We start from the raw sequence: 25,616 nt of genomic DNA, 5'->3' as shown, positions 1-25,616 counted from the left end.
CGGCTCATGCGGACCGGTACGCGGACTCGAGCGCGGCCCGCACCCGGGCCGGGCTCGTCCCGCGGGTGAACGAGGTGCTGGTCGCGGTGATCAGCGGCTGGGTGGCGGACGGCGGCACGTACACGTCGGGCAGCAGCACCTGGCTGACGTCGGAACCGAGCCGCTGCGCCGCCGCCACCAGCGGGAAGCCGGTGCTGACGGTGTCCGTGCGCAGCGCCATGTCCCGGCCGGCCTCCGTCACGAAGCGTGCCACCGTGTCCGGCCGGTACATGAAGCGCAGGAACTTCTCGACGTGCTCGATCTTGCGGACGCCGTTCGGGCTGATCCAGAACCCGATCAGGGTGAACGCCCTGATCACGGTGGGCCGGCTGTGCGCCGCCCCCTCGGCCACCGGCCAGCCGCCCACCTCGGTGTGGCGGACCACGTCCGCGGGGATCTTCGCCAGCGCCGACGACATCGCCGACTGCACCGCCGCGGCCTGGGTGTTGAACTGCGTGGTCATCGAGTCGGACGTCAGCCCCTGCGCCTTGTCGGCGAAGACGCCCGCGTCCCGCAGGGTCGTGAAGTACTCGATGCCCGCGCGGGCGCCCCTGCTGCCGAAGTCGCCCGTGGTGTAGGCGTGCCTGGCCTCCTCCTGGGTCAGGAAGGTCTGGATGATCTGCGCCAGCAGCTTCTGCCCGGTCCAGTCGTTGCCGCCGACGGTCACCGGCGCGATGCCCTTGGCGCGCAGCTTCCGCGCGGCGGCGATGAGTTCGTCCCCCGTGGTGGGGATCGCGTCGACGCCCGCCCGGTCGAGCAGGGTCCGGTTGTAGGCGACCGGCCAGTTGGTCGCGAAGTAGGGGAAGGCGCGCAGCCTGTCCCGGTCGTCCGTCCACGCGGACAGCGCGGCGGGCAGCACCCGCTCGCGCAGCCCCCAGTCGTCGAGGTAGCCGCGCACGTCGACGGTGGCGTCGACGTCCGTCCAGGCCAGCGTCTTGTCGTAGAGGTTGACCATCACGACGTCGGCTTCCTTGCGGGCCAGCCGGGAGGTCTCGTAGACCTGGCCGAGGTCGTCGCCGTTGATGAGGTTCTTCACGCCGAGGCCCGGGTTCTCCTCGCGGAACCGGTCGAGGGCGGCCAGATAGGTGGGCGAGCCGGGCGCGGTGGTGCCGAGCTGCGTATGGATGACGAGGGTCTCCGGATCCGAGTCCGCCGCGGCCAACGACGAACAGCCGGACAGGGCGGGCACGGCGGCGGCCGCGACCAGACCGGAGCCGGCGGCGAGCAGGCCGCGCCGGGTCAGCGATGAGCGCACAGCGGTGGTCTCCAACCAAGCGGTTAACGATTGGTTAATCGATGTACCTCGTGAGGTGCGAGGACTTTAAGGAGCGTGGCCGCTGTGGTCAAGGGGGTGGCCGGGGTGAGAGGGCCGGCGGCGCCGGAACCGCCGGCCCCGGTGCGGGGCTCTACCAGGCGACCGGCAGCGCGACCGGGAAGCGGCGGATCGTCTCCGTGTCCCAGCGCAGCTCCCGTGCCGGGACCGCGAGGCGCAGCCCGGGGAAGCGGGCGAGGAGCCCGCCGATCGCCACCTCCAGCTCCGTCAGGGCCAGCGGCACGGCCACGCAGCGGTGGCCGCCCCAGCCGAAGGTCATGTGCGGGACGGCGGGCCGGTCCGGGTCCAGGTCGTGCGGGCGCGGATAGCGCGCCGGGTCGCGGTTCGCCGCCAGGTACGAGACGTGCACGTACTCGCCCGCGCGGATCCGCACCCCGTCCAGCACCACGTCCTCGAGCGCCACCCGGGGAATGCCGACGCCCTTGCGGAAGGGGATCACCCGCAGCAGCTCGTGCAGGACGTCCGGGAGGCTCCGCCGGCCGCCGCGCAGCTCGTCCGCGAGCTCGGGGCGGGTCAGCAGGACGTAGGCGATGTTGCTGATCTGGCAGGTGGCGGTGTCCACCCCGCTGAGCGTCAAGGTCAGCGCCATGACGGCCAGTTCCTGGTCGTCGAGGGTGTCCGTGCCGTCCTCGGCCGCGGCTAGCGCGCTGATCAGGTCGTCCCCCGGCACCTGCCGCCGCCGTCGCACCAGGTCGAGGAAGTAGGCCCGCAACGCGGACTTGGCGGACGCGGCCCGCTCACCGCCGCCCGCGCCGGTGCCCAGCAGCAGGTGCAGACGGTGCTGGGTGAGGGGCCAGTCGGCGCGGGGGATGCCGAGCAGGTCGAAGACGGTCTGCTCGGGCAGCCGGTCGGCGAGGTGGCGCACCAGGTCGGCGGGCGGCCCCTGCGCGGCCATCTCCTCCAGGAGGCCGTCCGCGAGCCGCGTGATCCGCGCGCGCATCCGGTCCGCATGGTGCTGCGTGAACGCCTGCGCCGCCAGCCGCCGCAGCCGGCTGCTGCGCGGCGGGTCCACCACGTTGATCGACTCGGGGGAGACGATGGGCCTCGGGGTCATCCGGGGGAAGTCCGCGCCCACGATCGCGGCCCGGCTGAACCGCGGGTCGACCGTCACCCGGCGGACCTGCTCGAACCCGGTCACCAGCCAGGCGTCGGCGTCGCCGTACGGCAGCGCGATCCGGGTGGGGGAGCCCCGGGCCATCAGCTCCGCGAGCGAGGGATCGAACTCCAGACCCTCGCTGAAGTCGAAGGGGCATCTGGTCACGTCGTCTGCCGCCATGGCGTGGTTCTCCCTGCTGCCGTCGAGGTCGCCGCCCCCACAGGTGTGACTACCCCCCGGCCGGTGCCCCCTCCCCGCCGCCCTCCCCGAGTGCTTCCTCGCGCCCCTTCCCGCGGCCCTCCGCGAAGGCGCCAAGAATCCGCTCGGCGGCCAGCGTCGCCGTCAACTCGCCCTCCCGCACCCGCTGTTCGAGGGCAGGGGCGAGCGCCCGCACCGCCGGGTCGCGGCGCAGCCGGCCGAGCAGCTCGTCGTGGACCATCGTCCAGGTCCAGTCGACCTGCTGGTCACGGCGTTTGGCGGCGAGACGGCCGGTGGAGTCCAGCAGGGCGCGGTGCTGCTCCAGGCGTTCCCAGACCGTTTCGAGACCGGTCGACTCCCGCGCGCTGCAACTGAGCACCGGCGGCGTCCAGAACGCGTCCTTGCCGTGCATCAGCCGCAGCGCGCCCGCCAGCTCCCGCGCGGCCAGCTGCGCGTCCCGCTCGTGCGGGCCGTCCGCCTTGTTGACGGCGATCACGTCGGCCAGCTCCAGGACGCCCTTCTTGATGCCCTGGAGCTGATCGCCGGTGCGGGCGAGGGTCAGCAGCAGGAAGGAGTCGACCATGCCCGCGACGGCCGTCTCCGACTGGCCCACCCCGACCGTCTCCACCAGGATCACGTCGTAGCCCGCCGCCTCCATCACCACGATCGACTCGCGGGTCGCCTTCGCCACCCCGCCCAGCGTGCCCGCGGTGGGGGAGGGGCGGACGAAGGCCGCGGGATCGACGGCGAGCCGCTCCATCCGTGTCTTGTCGCCGAGGATCGAGCCGCCGGTCCTGGTGGAGGACGGGTCGACGGCGAGGACGGCCACCCGGTGGCCGAGCCCGGTCAGCCGGGTGCCGAAGGCGTCGATGAACGTCGACTTGCCCACGCCGGGCACGCCGCTGACACCGATCCGCCGCGACCGGCCGCTGTGCGGCAGCAGCGCCGTCAGCAACTCCTGCGCCAGCGCTCGGTGTTGGGGACGGGTGGACTCGACGAGCGTGATGGCGCGGGCGATGATCGCCCGCTTGCCGTCGAGGACACCCTTCACATACGTCTCGAGATCGATCGCTGCCATGGGGCTCAGAGGTCGTGGCCGAGGCCGGCCGACAGACGCTCCACCAGGTCGTGGGCCGCGTCCGGGATGACCGTGCCGGGCGGGAACACGGCCGCCGCGCCCATCTCCAGGAGCGTGGCCACGTCCTGCGGCGGGATCACCCCGCCGACCACGATCATGATGTCCTCGCGTCCTTCCTCGGCGAGCCGGTCGCGCAGCGCCGGCACCAGGGTGAGGTGCCCGGCCGCCAGGGAGGACACCCCGATGACGTGCACGTCCGCCTCGACGGCCTGCCGGGCCACCTCGGCCGGGGTCTGGAACAGCGGGCCGACGTCGACGTCGAAGCCGAGGTCGGCGAAGGCGGTGGCGATCACCTTCTGGCCGCGGTCGTGGCCGTCCTGGCCCATCTTCGCGACCAGGATGCGCGGACGGCGGCCCTCCGCCTCCTCGAACGCGTCCACCAGGGAACGGGTGCGCTCCACGGCCGGGGAGTCGCCTGCTTCGGTGCGGTACACACCGGAGATCGTACGGATCTGGCTGGCGTGCCGCCCGTACACCTTCTCCAGCGCGTCGGAGATCTCCCCGACGGTGGCCATCGCGCGGGCCGCGTCCACGGCCAGCTCCAGCAGGTTGCCCTCGCCCGCGGCGGCCCGGGTCAGCGCGTCCAGCGCGTCCCGGCAGGCCCGCTCGTCCCGCTCCTCGCGCAGTCGCCGCAGCTTCTCGATCTGCTGGGTGCGCACCGAGGAGTTGTCGACCTTCAGCACGTCGATCTGCTCGTCGCTGTCCACCCGGTACTTGTTGACGCCGATCACCTGCTGGCGCCCCGAGTCGATGCGGGCCTGCGTCCTGGCCGCCGCCTCCTCGACCCGCAGCTTGGGGATGCCCGCGTCGATGGCCTGCGCCATGCCGCCGGCCTGCTCGACCTCCTGGATGTGCTGCCAGGCCCGGCGGGCGAGGTCGTAGGTGAGCCGCTCGACGTACGCGCTGCCGCCCCACGGGTCGATGACCCGGGTCGTGCCCGACTCCTGCTGGATCAGCAGCTGGGTGTTGCGGGCGATGCGCGCGGAGAAGTCGGTGGGCAGCGCGAGCGCCTCGTCGAGGGCGTTGGTGTGCAGCGACTGGGTGTGCCCCTGGGTCGCCGCCATCGCCTCCACACAGGTCCTGGTGACGTTGTTGAAGACGTCCTGCGCGGTCAGCGACCAGCCCGACGTCTGCGAATGGGTGCGCAGGGACAGGGACTTGGCGTTCTTGGGGTCGAACTGCCGTACCAGCTTGGCCCACAGCAGCCGGGCCGCCCGCAACTTGGCGATCTCCATGAAGAAGTTCATGCCGATCGCCCAGAAGAACGACAGCCGGGGCGCGAAGGCGTCCACGTCGAGCCCCGCGTCCCGGCCCGCCCTGATGTACTCCACCCCGTCCGCGAGCGTGTACGCCAGCTCCAGGTCGGCCGTCGCCCCCGCCTCCTGGATGTGGTACCCGGAGATCGAGATGGAGTTGTAGCGGGGCATGCGCCGCGAGGTGAAGGCGAAGATGTCGGAGATGATCCGCATCGACGGCTTCGGCGGGTAGATGTAGGTGTTGCGGACCATGAACTCCTTGAGGATGTCGTTCTGGATGGTCCCGGCCAGCTTCTCGGGCGGCACGCCCTGCTCCTCGGCGGCCACGATGTACAGCGCGAGGACCGGCAGCACCGCGCCGTTCATCGTCATCGACACGGTCATCCGGTCCAGCGGGATGCCGTCGAAGAGCTGCCGCATGTCGTAGATCGAGTCGATCGCCACGCCCGCCATGCCGACGTCACCCGTCACCCGCGGGTGGTCGCTGTCGTAGCCGCGGTGGGTGGGCAGGTCGAAGGCGACCGACAGGCCCTTCTGCCCGGCCGCGAGGTTGCGGCGGTAGAACGCGTTGGACTCCTCGGCCGTGGAGAACCCCGCGTACTGCCGGATCGTCCAGGGCTGGTTGACGTACATCGTCGGGTACGGGCCGCGCAGGAAGGGGGCGATGCCCGGATAGGTGTCGAGGAAGTCGAGCCCCTCCAGGTCCTGCCCGGTGTAGAGCGGCTTGACGGTGATGCCCTCCGGGGTGTGCCACAGCGGCTCGTCCCCGTCGGTGGCCTTCTTCAGCGCCGTGCGCCACTCGTCGGGACCGGCGTGCGGGGCCGGGGTGCCCAGCTCGATCCCGGAGAAGTCGGGGACGGAGGGAACAGAGGGGCCGGTCATCAGGACACTCCCAGGAGGTCGAGCGTGGCGGAGAGCACGGCGACGGCGTCGCACCCGGCGAAGACGTAGGTGTCGACACCTTCGTACGTCCCCGGACGGCCGGCGAGGAACACCTGCGTGGCGCCGGCCGCCCGCACCTCCCGCGCCACCGCCTCGGCCCGCTCCTCGTAGAGCGCGTCGCTCGAACAGAGGCAGACGGCCGGGGTGCCGCTGTCGGCGAAGTCGCCCCCGGTGACGGGCTCGATGCCGCCCGCCTGGAAGAGGTTCGAGGCGAAGGTGAGCCGCGCGGTGTGCGCGGCGGCCGGGCCGAGCGCGGCGAGGTGGACGCGGGGACGGGCGCCGGTGGCGGCGAGATGGGCGTCGGAGCGGGCCCGCAGCGCCTCGAACGCCTCGTCCCGGCGCACCCGGGGCAGTCCGCCGCCCGGCGGTGCGGGGGCGGGCGCGCGGACCACGGGTTTCTCGGCGAGGTGCGGGAACTCGCTGACGCCGGTGACGGGTTCGCGCCGGGTGGCGAGGCGCGCGGAGCGCACCGCCCAGGTCTCGGCGAGCCGGTCGCCGACCGCTCCGGAGCGCAACGCGGCAGCCTGGCCGCCCGCCCGCTCCACGGTCTGGAAGAACTCCCAGCCGGCGTGCGCGAGTTCGTCGGTGAGGCGTTCCACGTACCAGGAGCCGCCCGCCGGGTCGATCACCCGGGACAGATGCGACTCCTCGATGAGGACGGTGGAGGTGTTGCGGGCGATCCGCCGGGCGAACGCGTCCGGCAGGCCGAGTTCCTCGTCGAAGGGCAGCACCGTGACGGCGTCCGCCCCGCCCACCCCCGCCGCGAGGGCGGCGACGGTCGTGCGCAGCATGTTCACCCACGGGTCGCGGCGCGTCATCATCACCGGCGAGGTCACCGCGTGCTGCCGCTGGGCACCCGCCCGGGGCGCCCCGCAGACCTCCGCGACCCGCGCCCACAGCCGCCGCGCCGCCCGCAGCTTGGCGATCGTCAGGAACTGGTCGGCGGTGGCCGCGTACCGGAACTCGATCTGCCGGCAGGCCTCTTCGACGCTCAGCCCGGCCTCGGTCAGCTCCCGCAGATAGGCCACCCCGGTCGCCAGCGAGCAGCCCAGTTCCTGCGCCGCCGAGCCGCCCGCCTCGTGGTACGGCAGCGCGTCCACGGTCAGCGCCCGCAGCCCCGGGTAGGCGCCGGCGCACCGCGCCGCGAGCCCGGAGACCGGAGGCCCGTCGTAGGGCCGCCCGGTGCGTGCCTCGTGGCCGAGGGGATCGGCGCCGAGGTTGCCGCGGGCCGCCTCGGGGGCCACCCCCCGCTCCTCGTGGATCCGCAGCAACGCGTCCGCCGCGGCCCCGACCTCGTCGCCCGCGTCCAAGGCGACCGGCGCCAGGTCGAGGTAGACGCCGTCGAGGACCCGGCCGAGCGCGGGGACCGGGATGCCGCCGCGGCTCTCGCCGACGACCAGCCAGAGCGAGGTGACCCCGTTCTCCAGGTCGGCCAGGACCGCGCCGTCGTCCGCCGCCGCGTGCCGCTGGCGCACGTCCCAGCCGCCCGCGGTGCCGCCCTCGGGCCGCCCGCCGCGCACGAACGGCGCGAAGCCGGGCAGCCCGGGGTCGGGCGCGGCGTCCCGCGCCGTGTACAGGGGCTGGGTGCGGAGACCGGGCTCCGGCACGGTGGACAGGGCGTCCTCCGCCGTGTCGTCCGAGACCTCCTTGCCGGACTTGCGCAGCACGCCTGTCACCAGGTGTTGCCATTGCTCGTGTGTCGCGGCGGGGAACTCGGCGGCCAGCGCGAGCCCGTCGTCAGGCAGGACCGTCATGGCCGGATGCTAGGGCAGATGAACTAAGGAGATGCATAGGGCGCGGCTGTGATCTTCTTCTCGCGGCGGAAGTGGCCTGCCGCACAGGCGCCCCCGCCGGGGCCCGCGGACGGGGGCCACGAGGGAATAAGGCGGGTGGGTCATAGGCTTGACGGAGGTGAGAACCGGCACGTCGGGGACGCGCCGGACGGCGTTGCGAGGACGAGGAGCGAGCGATGACAGCGGGAACCGAGCGGGCCGTACTGGCCGGCGGCTGTTTCTGGGGCATGCAGGACCTGATCCGCAAGCAGCCGGGCGTGCTCGCCACCCGAGTGGGGTACAGCGGCGGCGACACTCCGAACGCCACCTACCGCAACCACGGTGACCACGCCGAGGCCATCGAGATCGTCTTCGATCCCGCGGTGACCGGCTACCGGGAGCTGCTGGAGTTCTTCTTCCAGATCCACGACCCGACCACCAGGGACCGCCAGGGCAACGACCTCGGGCGCAGCTACCGGTCCGCGATCTACTACACGGACGACGAGCAGCACCGCGTCGCCGTCGACACGATCGCCGACGTGGAGGCGAGCGGGCTCTGGCCCGGGAAGGTCGTGACGGAGGTCGAGCCCGTGGGCGACTTCTGGGAGGCCGAGCCCGAGCACCAGGACTACCTGGAGCGCTACCCGAACGGCTACACCTGCCACTTCCCGCGCCCGGACTGGAAGCTGCCGCGCCGCGCCTCGACCGCGACGAGCTGACCCCATGAAGAGAGCGACCGCCTCACCCTGAAGGGGTGTGCGGTCGCTCTCTTCATGCGGCGTATGAAGTGGTGACCCGCCAGTGCCCGGTCGCCGGCAAGGACCACCTGTCCGAGGCGAATCTCAGAACGGCCTGGCACTGACGGGGGCCCGGACTGGACGGTCCGGCCGGACACCTGGGATCCCGGCGTCGGCCGGCCGTCCGGACCGCTTCTCACCCCGCGGACGGAGCGCCCGTCACGAGGGACGGGACGGCGTCGGCACTCACCAGTAGTGTCGACGGCCGGCTACGGCGTGACCTGCGGCTCCCATGATCCACAGGACGGCGCCTATCACGAGAAGGACGATACCGATCGTCCACAGGATGGAAATGCCGGTCAAGAAACCGACGACTAGAAGAATGACACCGAGGGCGATCATCGTGGCCTCCTACAGCAGGGACCGTTCCCGGCCCTCCGAGTACCCGGAAAACGGTGATTAACCGTCGGTTCCACGATCCGTTTCCGCGCGACCCGCTGACGTCGCCGGCCTGGGGGTCGCTGTGATCAGCTCGCCGCAATGGAGCCGGTCACCCGGGCGAGTTCCTCCGGTGTCAGGGGCCGTCCCCACAGCGCCAGCGTCCACTGCCAGGTGCCGTCCCGCCAGCGGTGCACGAAGGTCTCCGGGTCGGCGACCCAGCCCGGTTCGTACGGCGGGGTGTGCGGGGGCTGCCTGATCAGGACCGCCATGGAGGGGGTGCCCGCGGGTGCCCCGTCGGTGTACAGGTCGATCGCCAGCAGCCCGGTGCCGAGGTCGCCGTCGAACACGTCGGGCGTGAAGTGGTCCCGTCCGCCGGGCCAGAAGCCCGGAAGCGGCAGCGGCTCGGATCGGTAGTGCGCGGCGGTGAGGTCGCGGCGCCTGTGCCGGGCCGCGTCCTCGACGGCGAGGTCGTCGCTCCACCGGAAGCGGCTGTCAGGTACCGCGCCGGGGAACTCGACCTCGGTGAGTTCCTCCCGGTACCCGAGACCGGTGACCTCGGCCACCAGGACGATGCCCGCGCGGGCGTCGACGACCAGGCGCAGCGGGTGCGTCAGGGACGGCACGCCGAGGGTGACCGCCCAGCCGTCGCGTCCGCCGTGGCGCACCTCGGCCGGAGCGTCGAGGCCGGTCGCCTCGGCCAGCGCCGCGCTGGGCGTCGGGGTGACCAGCCGGGCCGGGGAGGGCGCGAGGTCCCACGGGAAGCGCGGCCCGAACTCCAGCCCCTGGCCGCCGTGTTGGGCCTCGTCGGCCTCGTGGCCGGCGGCTGTCTCGCGGACTTCGAGGGAGATGTCGCCGTTGCCGTGGTCGAGGAACCAGTCGTGCGGCGGCCGGTGCACGAAGCGGGTGACGACACGGACCGGGCTCGCGGGCGGCCAGCCCCGTCCGTCGTCCCGCCGGGGCTGCACCGACGTGTGCACCCCGGTCACACCGGAACCGGGACCCCGGGTGAGCAGGTCGCGCAGTGCGGGCCAGTCCGTCATCGCCGTCCTCCGTCGTCCTCGGCTCAACTGCCGTCGCCGGTACCGTGGCACAGCTTCGTGGTGGTGTTGGTGACGCAGACGTCCCAGCCGCGGAACTTCTCGCCCGCCGTGCCGTCGTCACCGATCGCCCCGGAACCGTCCGCGAACGTCACCAGCAGTTTGACCATCGGGAACTTGGTGACCACGGCGGTGCGGCCGAAGTTCTTCACGATCTTCTGCTTGTCCACCGCGACCCCCGAGCCGTGGCCCTGCGCCCCGTCCCGCCGCCAGGTCGAACAGGTCTTGTCCGGGGCGCGGTTGATGTTGACCCCGCAGTCGTAGGTGTAGTCCAGGTGGAACCGGGACGGCCCCGACCAGCGGCTGCCGTAGAAGGTGATCTCCCAGTTCTTCGACGTCCGGCCGCGCACGTACTCCTTGATCGCGACCCTCACCTGCTGCACCGGACGGCAGCCGCCCGGACCGCAGTTGGCCTCGATGGCGTACACGTCCGCCGACTTGTAGACGTAGTCGGTGCTCCGGTTGCCGCGGCGCAGCTTGTACCCGCCGGGTGTGCCGGTCCTCGCAGCGGACGGACCCCGGCCCGCCAACTGCCCCTGTGCCCAGCCCGGCAGCCCTGACACCGGTGTGCCCACGTCCTCGGGCAGCGGCCGGTCGGAGAAGAACCGCACGGTCTCGCCGGCTGCGGGCCACGGCGCGTAGGAGAAGTAACCGACCGCCTGGTCCCCGGGGACCGGACGGTGCGGGGCCTGCCCGGGGGCGGCGGCTGCCGCCACTCCGGCGAGGACCGCGGCGACCGCGCCGGCCGCGGCGGAGACCGCACGTACCTGCTTGGACACCATGGGACCTCCTGAAGGGGACGGACGGCGGGCGCCGACGCGGAGCCTGCCACGACCCGCCGCGGCACCACCCCGAAACGCCGCGCGGGTCACACGAAAGGGTCCGAAGGCGCGCGTGAGATCAAAGAAACTGAGTCGCGCATAAGAAAAATCAAGGTTTGCGTCTTGATGACTTCAGAAAATCAATGTACTCATCGGAAGGGACGCGAAGTCGAGAGCGAGGGGGACCAGGTGGACTGGCAGGAACTGACGGACCTGACGCAGGGGCGGCCCTTCGTCGTCGAACGGGTCCGGCTCGTCGGGAGCGGTGTCGCGATCGAGGGGGAGTTCGAGCCGCCGCAGCTGGCGCGACTCGGCTCCGACGACCAGGTGTTCGTCGCCGCGTTCGTCCGCTCGCACGGCTCGATCAAGGAGATGGAGCGGATCTTCGGTGTCAGCTATCCGACGGTCAAGTCCCGGCTGAAGCGGATCGCCGAGGCCCTGGACTTCGTCGACACCGCGCCCGCCCCCACCGGCGCCGACATCGTCGACCGCCTCCAGCGCGGCGAGATCAGCGCCCAGGAGGCGTTGGACGAACTGGAGCGGTCCCGGTGATGCCGTGGCTGGTGACGGTGGGCAGGCGCCGTGCCGATGGCCGCCGCCTGCGGCTGCACGTCCCGGTCGTGCCGGTCCTGCTGGTGCTGTCGCCGCTGCTCGCGCTCGCCGTGGCGGGCGGAGTGGTCGCCTGCCTGGTCTTCCGGGTGAGCCCGCTCGGCGCGCTGCGCGCCGCCGGCGGGCTGCTGTGGGCGCTGCCCGGCACGAGCTTCGAGATCGAACAGGGCCGCACTGCCCTGCTGTTGAGCGTCAGATGAGCCCGGCGGACCTGATCGGCCGGGAGAACCGGCGCGGTGGTGCGCGTCGGAGAGGGAGGACGGGAATGAACGAACAGTGCCGCCAGATCCTGCGGATGCTGGGCGAGGGCAGGATCACCGCCGAGGAGGCCGAGCGGCTGATCGACGCCCTCGAAGGAGACGGGAGCGCGTCACCGAACGGCGTCGCGCTCCACCCGGGGGCCCGGCCCAGGTATCTGCGGGTGGTGGTCGACTGGTCGGACGACTCCGGTGGCGACGGGCCCGGCCGCGTCGACGTGCGGGTCCCCCTCCAGCTGCTGCGGGCCGGAGTGCGGCTCGCGAGCCTCGTTCCCCCGCAGGCGCTCACCAAGGTCGACGCGGAGCTGCGCAGGTCCGGCATACCGGTCGACCTCGCCGAGCTGAAGCCGCGGGACCTGGAGGAGCTGATCGACCAGCTCGACGACGTCACCGTCGACGTCGACCAGCCCGACGGGAAGGTGCGGGTGTTCTGCGAGTGACACCCGGGGCCGAACCCGCCTCTTCCGGAGGCGGGTCGGCTCCCTCGACGGCCCCTGACCATTCCGTTTCCATCACGGACGGATCCCCGGCCGGGGAACGGCTTCTCGCAGACCCGCACACATGATCGAATGTGCTTGTCATGGACAGGTGGCCTCTGGGGAGGGGCCGGGGGAGTGGGGGAGGGCGCAGCCGTGCGCGCTGTCGAGGAGAGAACCACATCGTGCCCCGAGTGCGGGACGGCACTCCGGGCGGACGGCAGGTTCACCGTCTGGTGCCGGGACTGCGACTGGAACGTCGACCCGCAGCCGCCGCCGCAGGAGGCCGACCGGCTCGAACGGGCACGTCGGCTGCTGGCCCGGCGGTACGGCGAGAAGCTGCTGGCCGAGATCACGGCGGGCGGGAGCCTGCGGGCCAGGCGCGACGGCTCCGCGCTGCTGGCGTTCGCCCTCGCGCTCGCCGTGCACGGCGTCACGGCCGCCCTGCTCCTCGGCGGCCTGTGGTGCCTGACGGCCGGCTGGGGCAGCGCGGCCATGGTGCCGGGCGCGGTGCTCCTCCTGTTCGGCTGGGCCCTGTGGCCGCGGGCCTTCCGACTGCCGGGTACCGCCCCCGTGCTGCTGCGCGAGGACGCGCCCGAGCTGTACGCGCTCGTCGACGACGTCGCCCGGGTGGTCGGCACCCGAGGGGTCGACCAGGTCGTCGTCACCACGGAGGTCAACGCGGGCGTGACGGCTCGCGGGGTGCGCGGGCGGCGGCTGCTGGTGCTGGGGCTGCCGCTGTGGGAGATCCTCACCCCGCGGGAGCGAGTCGCGCTCCTCGGCCATGAACTCGGCCACTACAGCAACGGCGACATCCGTCACGGCGTGGTGGTGGGGACGGCGTACCGCTCCCTGGTGACCTGGTACTCGTTCTTCCACCCGATCAGCGATCCGACCCTCGTCGAGATGCTCGTCAACGCCGTGTACACCGTCCCCCGGCTGGTCCTGCGCGGCCTGCTGACCCTGCTCGACCACCTGACGCTGCGGGCCGCCCAGCGCGCCGAGTACCTGGCCGACCGGGAGGCCGCCCGCGCCGGCTCGACCGAGGCGGCGGTGGGCCTGATGGACCGGCTGCTGGTCGCGGACTCCGCGATCGTCACGCTCCAGCGCGAGGCGGCCCAGGCCGCGCTCGGCGGGCCGCGGGGCGCCCGCACGGCCGACTCCGGCGCGGCGGAGATCTGGGACCGGCTGCGGACCGCCATGGCGTCCATCCCCGAGGGCGAGTACGAGCGGCAGCGCAGGGCCGGGGCCCGGCGCGGGCACAGCGTCGACTCGACCCACCCGCCGACCCATCTGCGCCGCGCGTCCCTGCTCGTCGGCCCGGCCACCGAGGCCGCCGTGACCCTGGACGACGACCGCGCGCGGCGGATCGCCGCCGAACTCGCCCCCGCCCGGGGCGCGGTGGCCCGCCGCGTCATCCGGGACGGCGTCTAGACACCCGGGCCGCCGACCGGTCGGCCACGGCAACCCGCCCCCGAACCACGCCCGTTCAGGCCCCGGACGGAGCTGTCGAAGGGCGACGCCTTCGGACCGTCATCTCCATCGGCCCGGGGCGGACGGTGGCCCGTGCCACGGGCTTGACCGTGTGTCCCTCGGGCAGTTCGAGACGCACCTGCCGGACGATCGTCGCGATGGCGGTCATGAGTTCGGTGAGCGCGAACCTGTCGCCGATGCACTTGTGCTTGCCGTCGCCGAAGGGCAGGAACGCCCCGCTGGGCGGCGGCTCGGCGCTCTCCAGCCAGCGGTCGGGATCGAAGGCCAGCGGGTTCTGGAACAGCGCGGGGTCGCGGTGCAGGGCGTGCTGGCAGTAGGCCAGTTCGGTGCCCGCGGGCAGCACCCACTCCCCGAGCCTGGTCTCGGTCAGGGTGCGACGGGTGACCAGCCAGCCGGTGTGGTGCAGCCGCAGCGCCTCGTCGATGACCCGCTTGAGATACGGCAGTCGGGGAATGTCGGCGAAGGCGATCGGGCGTTCGCCCACCACCTCGTCCAGCTCCGCCAGCAGCCCGGCCTCGATGTCCGGGTGCCGCGCGAGTTCGTAGAGCACCCACGACAGGACCGACGCGGTGGTCTCGGTGCCGGCCACCGCGAGGGTGAGGATCTCCGAGCAGATCTGGAACGCGGTCAGCGGCTGCCCGGTGTCCTTGTCGGTGGCCCGCAGCAGCAGCGACAGCATGTCGCCGGTGTCGTGGCCGGACGCCTGCAGCTCGTCGACGGCCCGGTGGATGGTGGCCCGCACGGCGTCCCTGGCCCGGTTGAAGCGGAGGTTGGCCGGGAGGGGGAGCCGCTCGACCCAGTCGGGGAGCATCACCCGGGCGCCGACGCCGTTCATCACCACCGACAGGTCCTCACGCACCTGCCGAAACGTTTCGTCATCGAGGCTGCCCGCGAACACCGTCTTGGCGAGCATGTCGAGGGAGAGGTGGACCATCGCCTCCCGCACATCGAGCAGCTGCCCCGGTCTCCACCGGCTCGCGGCCGCCGTCGCCTCGTCGCGCATGATCTCGACGTACCGGGCGATCTCGGGGCGGGCGAAGGCGGGTTGGAGGTTGCGTCGTTTGCGCACATGCTCCTGGCCCGCCGCGGTGACAACGCTGTCACCGAGCACCAGGCCCATCTTCTCGAAGAAGCGGCCCTTGTCGAGGCTCGGGCCGAGGTCGACGAGCATGGTCCGGATGAGGTCGGGGTCCTGGACGATGACCGTCCGGGTGCCGGGCTGGAGGGTGATCTCCACGACCGGCCCGTAGTTCTCGCGCAGCGAGGCGACGAACGCCAGGTTGTCACGCATCAGGTGCATCGCGTGCCCCAGCAGCGGGATCGACCCGGCTGCTCTGGGGATGGGGGGAGGCGCTACGAGCGTCACGGGGTGGAGCTCCCTTCAGGTGATGATGGCGCGATATGACTGCCCAGATGATCATGGCCGGTAACCTCCCTTCAACCGTGAGATCGGGATTCGCGTGCATGTGTCCCTGGAAACCACCTCATTGAGTGAGTTTGCAGGTGTGGTTCCTGGTGGAGACGGTTTCGGTGGAGGCGCGTTCGGGCTCGCAGCGGGGCGTTCGGCCTCCGTGGTGGGCGAGTTGAGGGCGCGAGGGGGCCGAAGCGGCACGCTGGTCACCGCGAAGCCCCGCGCTGGACGGCGGTTCACGCTCGCGCGCGTGAACACCCCTATCGAGAAGTCGAGTTGGTGGCACCGTCGACCGGACTCCGCCGGGCGTTGCAGCTGCCACCGCCCCGATGGGACCCGCACAGAACTCCCTCACGGTGAACTGCCGCGCGGAACCCGCGATCCCGGCGGTCAGAATCAGCCGCGTGCGGCCAAGAGACAGCGGCATATTCGAGCCGCATGGGCTCCCGTGGGCGGCCGGTGCCGGACAGGGTGCTTCCGTGGGCGGCCGGTGGCGAACAGCGCGCTTCCGTGGGCGGCCGGTGTCGAACAGTGCGCCGTCGCGTCGCGCGGGAGACCCGCGGTCCCGGGGCCGGCCCGCCGATCCGCTCTCGGGTGGCGCGGGACGAGGTGGAGGGCGGGCCGTCGCGTGGGGGAGCGGCCCCGCGGAACCGCCGGTCGTCGACACACGGGAACGCCGCGCCGGGTTCCCGGTGGCCGGGCCCTCGGCCGGTGATACTGAGGGCGGGCGAGACCTTCGGCCCTTCGCCGGTGGCATCGTGTGCGCGTCGGCGGGGTCGAAGCTGCCGCCGTCCCCCTCGCGCGGTCGTCCTCGAACCCGGCCGGCGCCGGAAGGCTGGACGAATCCCGTGATCCATTTCGTACTGCTCATCGTCTGCGCGGTGGCGATCTACCTCTCCTGCGAGTGGTTCGTCAACGCCGTGGAGTGGCTGGGGGAACGCCTCGACATCGGCAGATCGGCGGTCGGCACGATCCTGGCCGCCTTCGGTACCGCGCTGCCGGAATCCGTCGTCACCCTCGTCGCGGTGACCACCGGAGCCACCGAACAGGCGAAGAACATCGGCGTCGGCGCCGCGATGGGCGGCCCCCTCGCCCTCGCGACCGTCGCCTACGGTGTCACCGGCGCGATGCTCCTGCTCCAGCGGCGCGGGCGGAACCGCGCGACCCACGCCACGACCGGCGTGCCCTCCGGCGTCCCCGAGGACGCCGACGCCCTGGGCAGCGCCAAGGACATGAAGCGCCTGGCCAGGGACCAGAAGTGGTTCCTGCCCATCTTCGTGGTGAAGGTCGCGCTCGGCCTCGTCGCCTTCGCGTTCAAGCCCGTCCTCGGCGTCTTCTTCTTCGCCGCGTACGCCGTCTACTTCTGGCGCGAGATCCGCAGCAGCCGCGCCGAGGACGACGACGAGGAGGAACTGGAGCCGCTGAAGTTTCAGCCGAGGAAGGCGTCACCCGCCACCTGGGCGGTGGTCGCCCAGACCCTCGCCACCCTGGTGGTGATCTTTTTCGCCGCTGACTTGTTCGTGAGACAGCTCGACGCCATCGGGCCCATGCTCGGCCTGTCCACGACCGTCACGGCCCTGCTGCTCTCCCCGGTCGCCACCGAACTGCCCGAGATCATGAACGCGGTGATCTGGGTCCGTCAGGGCAAGACCAGGCTCGCCCTCGCGAACATCTCCGGAGCGATGATGATCCAGGCCACCGTGCCGAGCGGCATCGGCATCCTCTTCACCACCTGGCACTTCGACGCGCCTCTGCTGTGGGCGGGGCTGATCACCATGGCCGCGATCGGCTACCTGCTGCTGACCCTGCGCGCCCACCGGCTGACCCCGGCCAGGCTGACCGTCGCGGCCGGCTTCTACGTCGTCTTCGCCGTCGGCCTCGTCCCGATCCTGCGCTGACCGGCGCGCGCCGTACGCCGCGCCGCGGGGCGGCCCGCCCCGCAACCCGTCGCCGCCCCCGCGCGGATGACCGAGCACACGGGAGCGGCGCTGACTAGAATTGACTCTGTCAAATCTAGCGGGTAGCTTTTTCCGTATCGGAACGGACAAGTCAGGGCGAAGTTGCCCTTTCACGGCTTCCGGGCGTCCACCGCCCACCCGTTCCCGACCCCTCCGCCGCGCCCCGAAGACGGGCCCCGGCGTGAACCGCTCACCTCGATCCGCCGGGCCAGGCCCCGGAATCTGGAGTTCTCATGAAGTGTTACGACTGCACCCAGGAGGTCCGCGAGGGCACCGTCGCCATCGGCGTCTGCAACCGCTGCGGCCTGTTCACCTGCCAGGACCACTCCGACGTGGTGGCCGTACCGGTCGTCAGGGCCAGCGGCCTCGGCGCCTCGCACCGGCGCGGACCGGCCCGCAGCGTGGTGTGCCGCACCTGCCGCGGTGCCGGGGCGGCCCACTGACCTGCCGGGTCCCGTCGGTGTTACGTTGAAAAAGATGATCACCGGGACGAGGGAAGGAGCGGGAGCCATGGAGGAGCCCACCCGGTTGCTCAGGAGCAAGGGACTGCGCAGCACCTCCCAGCGCCGTGCCGTCCTCGCGGCGCTCCAGGGATTCCCGCACTCGACCGCCTCCGAGATCGAGGCCAGGATCGGCGCGGCCGGGACGGAGGCGTCGAGCGGCCTGTCCCGGCAGGGGCTGTACAACGTCCTCGACGACCTGACCGGCGCCCGGCTGATCCGCGTCATCGAGCCGGCCGGCTCGCCGGCCCGCTACGAACTGCGGGTCGGCGACAACCACCACCACCTCGCGTGCCGCGACTGCGGCGCCATCAAGGACGTCGACTGCGCCATCGGCGCGGCGCCCTGCCTCGACCCGGTGGCCGACGAGGGGTTCCTCATCGACGAGACCGAGATCACCTGGTGGGGCCTGTGCGCCCGGTGCCGCCCCGACACCGTCTGAACGAGGACCGGTCAGGGCTCCGTTCCGCGCAGCCTGAGCCGCTCCTCGCGTGACACCGTCACCTCCAGGGCGTCGGCGTTGGGCGCCGTCCAGTGGTGGAACCGGTTGTGCACCGGCCGCAGCACATAGGTCCCGTCGGGTCGCACGTCGTTGACGATCCCCTCCTGGCCCGCGTCGCGGTCCCTTACTTGGTCTCCGACCCAGGGGGTCTCTCTCTCGGGCACCGGGCCTCCAGCACGTCACGGGTGGTTCTCGGCGAGCCGGCCCGAGCCCCTGGGCCGGGACCGGACGGCCGCCGAAGAACCTTCCGCCGACAGGGCCCGATCGGACGCACCTTGTCCGGAGACGGACCCGCGGGCCGGTTCGCACGGGAGAGGGAGCCCCCGCCGTGGCGGCTCCGCCCGGCCGGCGCCGGTCAGCCCCGGCCGTCCGACAGGGCGGAGCCACCCGCCTTCTCGGCGCCGACTTCCGCCCCCGCGACGGCGGTTGCCGCCCCGCACGCCTCGGCCACTCCGGCGGCGATGATGTCGGCCTGGCGGAACAGCGCGGCGTTCGAGCGCGCGCGGGCCCCGATCGCCGTGTTCCACTCGACGCCCTCCAACGGGATCCCGCAGGCGAACAGCCGTGCGGACGGCACCCCGTGGGCGTCCCGCAGCCGCAGCCCGGCCACCTCCACGTCCAGCGCGCCGCTCGGGGCGCCGCGCCCGCCGTCGCCGCGATGGGCCCGCGCGAGACCGGAGTCCAGCAGCGACCGCAGCAGCGGATCGGCGGTCCTGGCCGCGTCGGCGCCCGGCAGCCACGCGTCGACGAGCGCACCCGCCACCACGGGCGCGTCCGGCACCGTCGCCGAGACCGCGGTGAACACCCCGCGCCCCGCGTTCAGTCGGACCTCGGGACGGGCGCCGAGGAAGGACACCACCCCCGCCTCGCTCAACGCCAGCAACTCGGCGATCCGGGACGGCGGCGGCCCGCTCGACAGATGCGCGCCGAACGCGCGGAACCACGACAGGTCGGCCCGGGTGTCCCCGGCGAGCACACCGCCCGCGACCAGCCGCCGCACCGCGCCCTTCACCGAGGCGACGGCCGCAGCCGCGGCCTTGAGCGGACTGGACTCCGGGGCCAGCGCCTGCGCCAGATCGTTCCGCAGACGCGCCCGCATCCACCCGTCGAACTCCTCCCGCGACGCGAACCGCCGCCCGTCGAGCGGCCGTTCGAGGCCGCGCGGGTCGAACCGCGCGCCGGGATCCGCGAACGCCTCGGCCACCAGGCCGACTTCGGCGGCGGAACCGTAACCGCACGCCGCGTACCGCGCGAGGAACTCCCCGACCGGCAGCGCGCACTCCTCGGGGCGCCGCCGCAGCAGTACCCCGTACCAGGCGAGTCCCGCCTCCTTCGCGATCAGCGGCCAGACGTCGCCCATGAACGACACCGCACCCGCGCCCCGGGCCAGCAGCCCGGCCACCGCCGCGTCGTCGAGGACCACCGGGCGATGTCCGGCGGGCATCGTGCCGGGCGCGTGGCCACGGGCCAGATAGGGCACGCCGCGACCGGAACCGGCGTACACCCGGGGCTCACGGCCGGACGGCAGATAGCGCCGCCCGCCGTCGGACGACGTCTCGAACCGTCCGCCGCGCCCCGTGGTGAGCAGGGTGAGCTGGTCGAAGAAGTTCAGCGCGAGCCCCCGCACGAGAACCGGTTCCCCGGCCGCGACCCGGCTCAGATCGCTCTCGTGGGCCTGTCCGGGCGGCACATGGACCAGGCCGCGGGCCGCCGCACCGGCGCGCAGCGCGCTCTCCTCGGCGCCGGGCAGCACCTCGGTGTGCCCGGTGGCCAGCACCACCGCGTCCGCCACCACCTCACCGCCCCCGGCCAGCGTCAGACGCAACCGGCCGTCGGGCGCGGCGGCCAGCGCCACGGCACGGTCCCCGCGGTGGGTGACCCGCACCCGGGGCGGCGCCCCGGCGGCGATCCGCTCGAACGCCCACGCCAGATAGCGGCCCATCAGCGCGCGGGACGGATAGGCGTCCGCGGCCAGACCGGGGGAGTGGTGCCGGGACCATGCGAGGAGGGAGGGGCCCGAGGACGGCGGCCCCGCCATCCGCACGGAGTCGTCGGGGAACGCGGTGGCGTGCCCGGCGAGGGTGTTCATCAGCAGCGACTGCGGCTGATCCGGCGCCCAGACGCGGCCCGCGCCGGGCACGTACGGCTCGATCACCTCGACGTCCGCGCCGGCCCCCGCCTGGCCGAAGCGGGCCGCCAGCCGCTCCACGACCGCCGTGCCGCGCGGGCCCGCCCCCACCACGGCGACCACAGGACGCCGTCCGGCGGCGGACGTGGACCTCACGCAGCCTCGTCCCAGATCTCGCCCAGCACCCGCATGAGGTTGCCGCCGAGCACCTTGCGCAGGTCGTCCGCGCCGTACCCGCGCCGCGCCAACACCTCGGTGATGACCGGCAGATCGGCCGGGGTGCCCATGCCGACCGGGTGGATCAGGTCCAGGTCCAGGCGGTCGTCGACGATCGGGATCTCCGGGTAGAGCCGCCGCACCCGGGCCATGCCCTCCTTGGAGTACTTGCGCTCGTCGCCGACGTCGGTGCCCACGATCACATGGTCGACGCCGACGAGTTGGACCAGGTGGTCGATGTTGTCGGCGAACACCTCGGGCTCCGTCGGACCCGAGAGCCCGTCGGGGCTCAGGAACCCCGACTTCGCCGCGAGCCCGAACACCCCGCCGCGCGCGGCCAGTTCCCGCACCACCTGGTCGCTCTTGTTGCGCGGGCTGTCCACGAACCGGGTCAGTCCCGCGTGCGTGACCAGCACCGGCTTCTGCGACAGCTCGATGGTCTCCAGGGTGGAGCGCTCACCCGTGTGGGACAGATCGAGCGCGATCCCCAGCCGGTTGCACTCCCGCACCAGCGACCGGCCGAACCGGCTGAGACCGCCGTTGGCCGTCTCACCGCTGCCGTCCCCCGCGAAGTTGCGGTTCTGGTACGTCAACCCGAGGAAACGGAGCCCGAGTTGGTGCAGCGCCTCCAGGCGCCACAGCTCGTCCCCGATCGGCTTGCTGTCCTCGAAGCCCACGAACCAGGCGACCGAGCCCTCCTCCTTGGCCCGGCGCACGTCGGCGAGCCCGCGCCCCTGGAACAGCCGCCCGTCCGTCTCCGCGATCCGGCGCTGCCAGCCGACGATCGACGCGACGGCCGCGTCGTAGCCCTGCGACACGATCGTGGCGTGGTTGAACGCGGTCACCCCGGAGGCGGCCAGCTTCCCGAGATACGTCTCGTCCGCCCAGGCCAGCGGCGTGCAGTCGAGCGCGTTGAAGACGACGCTCTCGCGGTGCAGCGCCGCGGGGTCGAAGGACGGGGCGGGCGCGGTGGACACAGGAACCTCCAGGGATGGGGCGGACGGGACAGGGCGGTCGAGGACCGGTCAGGAACGCAGACTGCGCCGCAGGCCGAGGCTCCGCTCGACCACCAGCACGGCCAGCACGGACAGCAGGACCAGGCAGACCGAGAGCGCGGCGATCGACGGATCGCTGCGGTATTCCACGTACTGGAGCACCGCCACCGGCAGCGGCCTGGTGTTCTGCCCGGAGACGAAGAGGGAGATCACCGTCTCGTCGAAGGAGAGCAGGAACGCGATGACGGCGCCGGAGACCAGGCCGGGCAGCGCCGCGGGCAGGGTCACCCGCCGCAGCACCGTGAGCCGGCCCGCGCCCAGCGTGCGGGCCGCCTCCTCGGCGCGCGGATCGGCCCCGGCGAGCGCCGCCGACACCGTCCGCACCACGTACGGCACGGTCACCCCGAGATGCGCCAGGATCAGACCCGCGTACGTGTCGGTCAGCGGGATCGGCGCGAACAGCACCAGCAGGGCGAGCCCCAGCACGATGTGCGGCACCAGCAGCGGCGAGAGGAACGCCGACTCCACCGCGTCCCGCCCCTTGAACCCGACCCGGGTCAGCGCCAGGGCCGCGGGCACCCCGGTGAGCAGCGCGAGCAGCGTGGTGACGGCGGCGGTGACCGCGCTGACCTGGACGCCCGAGCGGAAGTCCGCGTTGGCGAAGACCTGCCGGTAGGCGTCGAGGGTGAACCCCTCGGGCGGGAAGCGCAGGAAGGTGGAGTCGTCGAACGACTCGACGAACACCACGATGATCGGGGCGAGCAGGAACAGGTACAGAACGGTCAGCAGCGTGACGCGGGCGATCCGCCCGGCCGGGTGGGTCCTCACCGCGACGCTCCCTTCTCACCGGTGAACCGGCGCTCCAGGGCGCGCTGCGCGCGCTGGTACAGGACGATGACGACGCCGAACAGCACCAGCAGCAGCACCGAGAGCACTGCCGCCACCGGCCAGTTCAGCGAGGTGATCGCCTCGTCGTAGATCTCGGTGGCCAGCACGAACACCCGGCCGCCGCCGATCAGCCGCGGGGTGACGTAGCCGCTGAGGCTCAGCACGAACACCAGCAGCGCCGCGGTGAGTACGCCGGGCAGCGTCAGCGGCAGCACCACCCGGCGCAGCACCGCGAGCCGGTTCGCGCCGAGCGAGGCCGCGGCCCGCTCCAGCTCCGGTTCCAGTCGGCCGAAGCCGCTGATCATGGCGAGGATCGCGAACGGCATGTAGATCTCCACCGACGCGATGACGACGCCGGTCATGTTGTTCGCCAGCGGCAGCGGTCCGTCGATCAGGGCGAGGCCCTGGAGCGTCTTGTTGACCAGCCCCTGGTTGCCGAGGATCGCCATCCAGCCGAAGGTGCGCGCGACCGCCGAGATCAGCAGCGGCGCCACCGCGAGCGCCATCAGCAGGCTCCGCCACCGGCTGGTGGTGCGGGCCAGGAACAGCGCCAGCGGATACGCCAGGATCAGGGTGAACACCGTGACCAGCAGGCCGAGTTGCAGGGTCTGCCCGATGACCTTCCAGTAGTGCCCGTCGCCGAGCACCTCCGCGAACGTGCCGAAGCTGACCGTCTGCCGGATGGCGCCGCCGTCCAGCGGCTCGTTGAGCGCCATCCGCACCACCCACACCAGCGGCATGGCGTACGTGAACAGCAGCGCGAGCGCGCCGGGCGCCAGCAGGAGCAGCGCGGTCCGCCCGGGACGCGGCCCCCGCGCGGGAAGCCCGCCCGCCGGCCGCTCTCCCGAGGGAGGCTCTCCCGAGGGACGCGGAGCGTCGACGGGGACGGCGTCACCTGGCGCCGTCACGGAGCCGCTCACGGCGCCACCGCGCCCGCGCCGACGGCGGACCCCGACCCGGAGGCGGCACCCGCGTCACGCGCGGCCGTGCCGGTCGTGCCGGTAGGGCCGGTCGCGTCGGCATCGGCCTCGTCGGCGGCAGCCGCGGAGTCGACAAGTCGGGCCGCCGACACGTCCCAGCCCAGCGCCACCTCGGTGCCCGGCGCGAGGGCCGCCTCCGCGCCGGCCGGCCGCTCCACGTCGAGCTCCGGCCCGTCGGCGCCGACCCGCACCCGGTACGCCACGCTCTCGCCGCTGTACCCGGCGCTCAGCACCGTGCCCCGCAGCGAGGGCCCGGCCGAGGCGTCGCCGCCCGCGGTGGGTACCGGTGCCAGCGTGATCCGGTGCGGCCGCAGCAGCACCGCGGCCCGGCTGCCTGCGGCGCGCGGCTCGCCGAGCGCGGGCACCCGGCCGACGCCGGGCAGCTCCACCACCGTCCGGTCGCCGTCGGAGCCCGTCACCGTGCCCTCGACCAGGTTGGCCCGCCCCACGAAGCGGGCCACGAACCGGCCCTCGGGCCGTTCGTAGACGTCCTCCGGGCTGCCGATCTGCTCCAGCCGCCCCCGCGCGAGGACGGCGACCCGGTCGGCCATCGACAGCGCCTCGTGCTGGTCGTGCGTGACGAAGACCGCCGTGATCCCGGTCTCCCGCTGGATGCGCCGGATCTCGTCCCGCATCTCCCCGCGCAACTGCGCGTCCAGGTTGGACAGCGGCTCGTCGAGCAGCAGCAGCGTGGGCCGCACCACCAGCGCGCGGGCCAGCGCGACCCGCTGCTGCTGGCCGCCCGACAACTGGGCGATCCGCCGCCCGGCGAGATGGCCGAGCCGCACCAGGTCGAGCGCCTCCGCCACCCGCCGCTCCCGATCCGCCTTGGACACCTTGCGCATCTCCAGGCCGAACGCCACGTTCCGCGCCACGTCCAGATGCGGGAACAGCGCGTACGACTGGAACACCATGCCCATGTCCCTGCGGTGCACCGGGACGCCGGTGATGTCCCGGCCGTCCACCAGGACCCGGCCGGCCGTCGGCTCGATCAGGCCCGCGATCATGCGCAGGGTGGTCGACTTGCCGCAGCCCGAGGGGCCCAGCACGGCGAGCATGCTGCCGCGCTCGACGGTCAGGTCGATCCCCCGCACGGCCGCGCCGTGCTGCCCCGGATACGTCTTGGTGAGGCCGTCCAGGGTCAGATGACCCGCCCCGGAACCGGCGGCGGGTGTCGTCGGCTCAGCCACCGATGACCTCCCGCTTGATGCGGTCCACCCACGCGGTGTACCGGGTGGTCATCCAGCTCCAGTCGACCGGGATCTGGTGCTTCTGCTGCTCGGCGGAGGCCGTGGTGCGCTCCGCGACGTCCTTCTTCAGCGTCGCGTCCCGGTTGACCGGCGCGTAGTACGCGTCGTCGTCGAACGCCTTCTGCGCCTCGGCGCCGATCGCGTAGTCGATGAACTTCTGCGCGGCCGCGGTGTGCCCCGAACCCGCCACCAGGTTGATCGTGTTGATCTGCTCGACCGTGCCCTCCTCGGGCAGCACCGGCTGCACCACGCCGTCGGACGCGTCCTTGTAGAACTGGCCGCGCGCGTTCCAGCCGACGGCCACGTCCGCCTCACCCGACTGGACCGCCGTGTAGACGTCGGGCGACGGCTGCCAGGTCTCGACCGACGGCGCCAGCGTCTTCAGCCTGTCGATCGCCGGATCGATGTCCTTCTTGTAGTCCGCGCCGAGGATCTTCTCCAGCGCCACGATCAGCGCCACCCCGCGGGTGTCCGCGATCGGCAGCGCCAGCTTCCCCTTGTAGGTCGGGTCCCAGAGGTCGTTCCAACTGGTGGGAGCCTTCTTCACGGCCTTGGAGTTGTAGAGGATCGAGAGGCTGTCCAGGGTCAGGCCGGGACCGTAGCCGTCCGTGCCGCGCGCCTTGTCGACCAGCCGCGCGAGGTTGGGCACCTGCGCCTCGTCGAGCTTGGCGAACAGGCCCTCCTTGTTCGCCGTCGGTGCGACCGAGCTGTCCATCAGCGCCACGTCGGCGGGCGGGTTCTTCTTGCTCGCCCGCAGCTTGGCCAGCACCTCGGCGGAGTTCTGGATCGGCACGTACCTGACGGTGATGTCCGGGTTGGCCTTCTCGAACGGCTTGATCACCGTCTTGGTGAACGAGTCCTGGAAGGTGCCGAAGAAGCCCATGAAGGTGATCGTCTGCCTGCCGGAGCCGGTGTCCGATCCACCGCCCGCGGACGTCGAGGCGGAGGTGGCGCAGGACGACACGAGCAGGGCGGTCGCCGCGATGCCCGCGGCGGTGGCGAGACGGCGGGGACTTGCGGTCATGAGGAACTCCGGTTCACGAGAGCGCGGGACGCGCGGGCGCTGGTTCACGAGGGCCGAG

General features: G+C 72.7%; 24 protein-coding genes. 8 read left to right on the top strand and 16 right to left on the bottom strand.

Annotation, left to right across the window (positions count from 1 at the left end; all coding sequences use genetic code 11):
- Positions 1 to 4: 4 nt before the first annotated feature.
- From DDJ31_RS01045 to DDJ31_RS01025, 5 genes are all read right to left on the bottom strand, one after another.
- Positions 5 to 1,294, bottom strand: coding sequence for an ABC transporter substrate-binding protein (locus tag DDJ31_RS01045; RefSeq protein ID WP_127182203.1), 1,290 nt, complete (start codon positions 1,292 to 1,294; stop codon positions 5 to 7).
- 151 nt (positions 1,295 to 1,445) lie between these two features.
- Complete coding sequence (locus DDJ31_RS01040; RefSeq protein WP_127182204.1) at positions 1,446 to 2,648, bottom strand: cytochrome P450; 1,203 nt, start codon at positions 2,646 to 2,648, stop codon at positions 1,446 to 1,448.
- Positions 2,649 to 2,697: 49 nt separating this feature from the next.
- The gene (gene meaB / locus DDJ31_RS01035; RefSeq protein WP_127182205.1) at positions 2,698 to 3,744 is read right to left on the bottom strand and encodes a methylmalonyl Co-A mutase-associated GTPase MeaB; all 1,047 of its coding nucleotides are present in this window, start codon (positions 3,742 to 3,744) and stop codon (positions 2,698 to 2,700) included.
- A gap of 5 nt (positions 3,745 to 3,749) precedes the next feature.
- Positions 3,750 to 5,942 (bottom strand): methylmalonyl-CoA mutase, encoded by a 2,193-nt coding sequence (scpA, locus tag DDJ31_RS01030; RefSeq protein ID WP_127182206.1) that lies wholly within the window; start codon positions 5,940 to 5,942, stop codon positions 3,750 to 3,752.
- The gene (locus DDJ31_RS01025; protein WP_127182207.1) at positions 5,942 to 7,756 is read right to left on the bottom strand and encodes a methylmalonyl-CoA mutase family protein; all 1,815 of its coding nucleotides are present in this window, start codon (positions 7,754 to 7,756) and stop codon (positions 5,942 to 5,944) included. The genes scpA and DDJ31_RS01025 overlap by 1 nt, the downstream gene beginning before the upstream one ends.
- A gap of 215 nt (positions 7,757 to 7,971) precedes the next feature.
- On the opposite strand from DDJ31_RS01025, the gene msrA reads away from it, so the two are divergent.
- Positions 7,972 to 8,493, top strand: coding sequence for a peptide-methionine (S)-S-oxide reductase MsrA (gene msrA, locus DDJ31_RS01020; RefSeq protein ID WP_127182208.1), 522 nt, complete (start codon positions 7,972 to 7,974; stop codon positions 8,491 to 8,493).
- Between the two features lie 264 nt (positions 8,494 to 8,757).
- Here msrA and DDJ31_RS01015 read toward each other — a convergent pair whose 3' ends face one another.
- From DDJ31_RS01015 to DDJ31_RS01005, 3 genes are all read right to left on the bottom strand, one after another.
- Positions 8,758 to 8,913: a DUF6131 family protein gene (locus DDJ31_RS01015; RefSeq protein ID WP_164785066.1), complete on the bottom strand. Its 156-nt coding sequence runs from the start codon at positions 8,911 to 8,913 to the stop codon at positions 8,758 to 8,760.
- A 125-nt stretch (positions 8,914 to 9,038) separates the two neighbouring features.
- Positions 9,039 to 9,992, bottom strand: a complete 954-nt coding sequence (locus DDJ31_RS01010) for a hypothetical protein (RefSeq protein ID WP_127182209.1) — start codon at positions 9,990 to 9,992, stop codon at positions 9,039 to 9,041.
- Positions 9,993 to 10,015: 23 nt separating this feature from the next.
- Positions 10,016 to 10,831 carry a hypothetical protein gene (locus DDJ31_RS01005; protein WP_127182210.1) on the bottom strand — a complete coding sequence of 272 codons (816 nt, stop codon included), beginning with the start codon at positions 10,829 to 10,831 and terminating at the stop codon, positions 10,016 to 10,018.
- A 228-nt stretch (positions 10,832 to 11,059) separates the two neighbouring features.
- On the opposite strand from DDJ31_RS01005, the gene DDJ31_RS01000 reads away from it, so the two are divergent.
- The 4 genes from DDJ31_RS01000 (at position 11,060) to DDJ31_RS00985 (ending at position 13,646) form a co-directional block, all read left to right on the top strand.
- Complete coding sequence (locus tag DDJ31_RS01000) at positions 11,060 to 11,422, top strand: DUF2089 domain-containing protein (protein WP_171480756.1); 363 nt, start codon at positions 11,060 to 11,062, stop codon at positions 11,420 to 11,422.
- A complete protein-coding gene (locus DDJ31_RS00995) occupies positions 11,422 to 11,679 on the top strand; it encodes a hypothetical protein (protein WP_240678329.1) in 258 nt (85 codons plus the stop codon). The genes DDJ31_RS01000 and DDJ31_RS00995 overlap by 1 nt, the downstream gene beginning before the upstream one ends.
- A 65-nt stretch (positions 11,680 to 11,744) precedes the next feature.
- Positions 11,745 to 12,176 (top strand): SHOCT-like domain-containing protein, encoded by a 432-nt coding sequence (locus DDJ31_RS00990; protein WP_127182212.1) that lies wholly within the window; start codon positions 11,745 to 11,747, stop codon positions 12,174 to 12,176.
- 192 nt (positions 12,177 to 12,368) lie between these two features.
- On the top strand, positions 12,369 to 13,646 hold the full coding sequence (locus tag DDJ31_RS00985) for a M48 family metallopeptidase (protein WP_240678330.1): 1,278 nt from the start codon (positions 12,369 to 12,371) through the stop codon (positions 13,644 to 13,646).
- A gap of 55 nt (positions 13,647 to 13,701) precedes the next feature.
- Here the strand turns inward: DDJ31_RS00985 and DDJ31_RS00980 are convergent, their stop codons facing one another.
- Positions 13,702 to 15,072: a cytochrome P450 gene (locus DDJ31_RS00980; protein ID WP_127182214.1), complete on the bottom strand. Its 1,371-nt coding sequence runs from the start codon at positions 15,070 to 15,072 to the stop codon at positions 13,702 to 13,704.
- Positions 15,073 to 15,965: 893 nt separating this feature from the next.
- Between DDJ31_RS00980 and DDJ31_RS00975 the strand changes: the two genes are divergently transcribed.
- The 3 genes from DDJ31_RS00975 to DDJ31_RS00965 all read left to right on the top strand — a co-directional run bounded on the left by DDJ31_RS00975 (position 15,966) and on the right by DDJ31_RS00965 (position 18,017).
- On the top strand, positions 15,966 to 17,015 hold the full coding sequence (locus DDJ31_RS00975) for a sodium:calcium antiporter (protein ID WP_127182215.1): 1,050 nt from the start codon (positions 15,966 to 15,968) through the stop codon (positions 17,013 to 17,015).
- Positions 17,016 to 17,308: 293 nt separating this feature from the next.
- Complete coding sequence (locus DDJ31_RS00970) at positions 17,309 to 17,518, top strand: DUF2180 family protein (RefSeq protein ID WP_127182216.1); 210 nt, start codon at positions 17,309 to 17,311, stop codon at positions 17,516 to 17,518.
- A 67-nt stretch (positions 17,519 to 17,585) separates the two neighbouring features.
- Entirely contained in the window at positions 17,586 to 18,017 is a 432-nt protein-coding gene (locus DDJ31_RS00965) for a Fur family transcriptional regulator (protein ID WP_127182217.1), read from the top strand.
- A gap of 11 nt (positions 18,018 to 18,028) precedes the next feature.
- Here DDJ31_RS00965 and DDJ31_RS00960 read toward each other — a convergent pair whose 3' ends face one another.
- From DDJ31_RS00960 to DDJ31_RS00930, 7 genes are all read right to left on the bottom strand, one after another.
- A complete protein-coding gene (locus DDJ31_RS00960) occupies positions 18,029 to 18,241 on the bottom strand; it encodes a hypothetical protein (protein WP_127182218.1) in 213 nt (70 codons plus the stop codon).
- 191 nt (positions 18,242 to 18,432) lie between these two features.
- The gene (locus tag DDJ31_RS00955) at positions 18,433 to 20,361 is read right to left on the bottom strand and encodes an FAD/NAD(P)-binding protein (protein ID WP_127182219.1); all 1,929 of its coding nucleotides are present in this window, start codon (positions 20,359 to 20,361) and stop codon (positions 18,433 to 18,435) included.
- Positions 20,358 to 21,398 (bottom strand): dipeptidase, encoded by a 1,041-nt coding sequence (locus DDJ31_RS00950; protein WP_164785067.1) that lies wholly within the window; start codon positions 21,396 to 21,398, stop codon positions 20,358 to 20,360. Before DDJ31_RS00950 ends, DDJ31_RS00955 begins: the two co-directional genes overlap by 4 nt.
- Before the next feature lie 48 nt (positions 21,399 to 21,446).
- Positions 21,447 to 22,244: an ABC transporter permease gene (locus tag DDJ31_RS00945; RefSeq protein WP_240678332.1), complete on the bottom strand. Its 798-nt coding sequence runs from the start codon at positions 22,242 to 22,244 to the stop codon at positions 21,447 to 21,449.
- Complete coding sequence (locus tag DDJ31_RS00940; RefSeq protein WP_240678333.1) at positions 22,241 to 23,224, bottom strand: ABC transporter permease; 984 nt, start codon at positions 23,222 to 23,224, stop codon at positions 22,241 to 22,243. Before DDJ31_RS00940 ends, DDJ31_RS00945 begins: the two co-directional genes overlap by 4 nt.
- Positions 23,221 to 24,474, bottom strand: coding sequence for an ABC transporter ATP-binding protein (locus DDJ31_RS00935; RefSeq protein ID WP_127182221.1), 1,254 nt, complete (start codon positions 24,472 to 24,474; stop codon positions 23,221 to 23,223). The genes DDJ31_RS00940 and DDJ31_RS00935 overlap by 4 nt, the downstream gene beginning before the upstream one ends.
- Positions 24,467 to 25,558 (bottom strand): ABC transporter substrate-binding protein, encoded by a 1,092-nt coding sequence (locus DDJ31_RS00930; protein ID WP_127182222.1) that lies wholly within the window; start codon positions 25,556 to 25,558, stop codon positions 24,467 to 24,469. The genes DDJ31_RS00935 and DDJ31_RS00930 overlap by 8 nt, the downstream gene beginning before the upstream one ends.
- Between the last annotated feature and the right edge of the window lie 58 nt (positions 25,559 to 25,616).

The organism is Streptomyces griseoviridis (assembly GCF_005222485.1).
GTDB classification, from domain to species: domain Bacteria; phylum Actinomycetota; class Actinomycetes; order Streptomycetales; family Streptomycetaceae; genus Streptomyces; species Streptomyces hintoniae.
The sequence above is the reverse complement of the archived record's forward strand: the minus strand, read 5'-3'. Positions and strand labels throughout refer to the sequence as shown.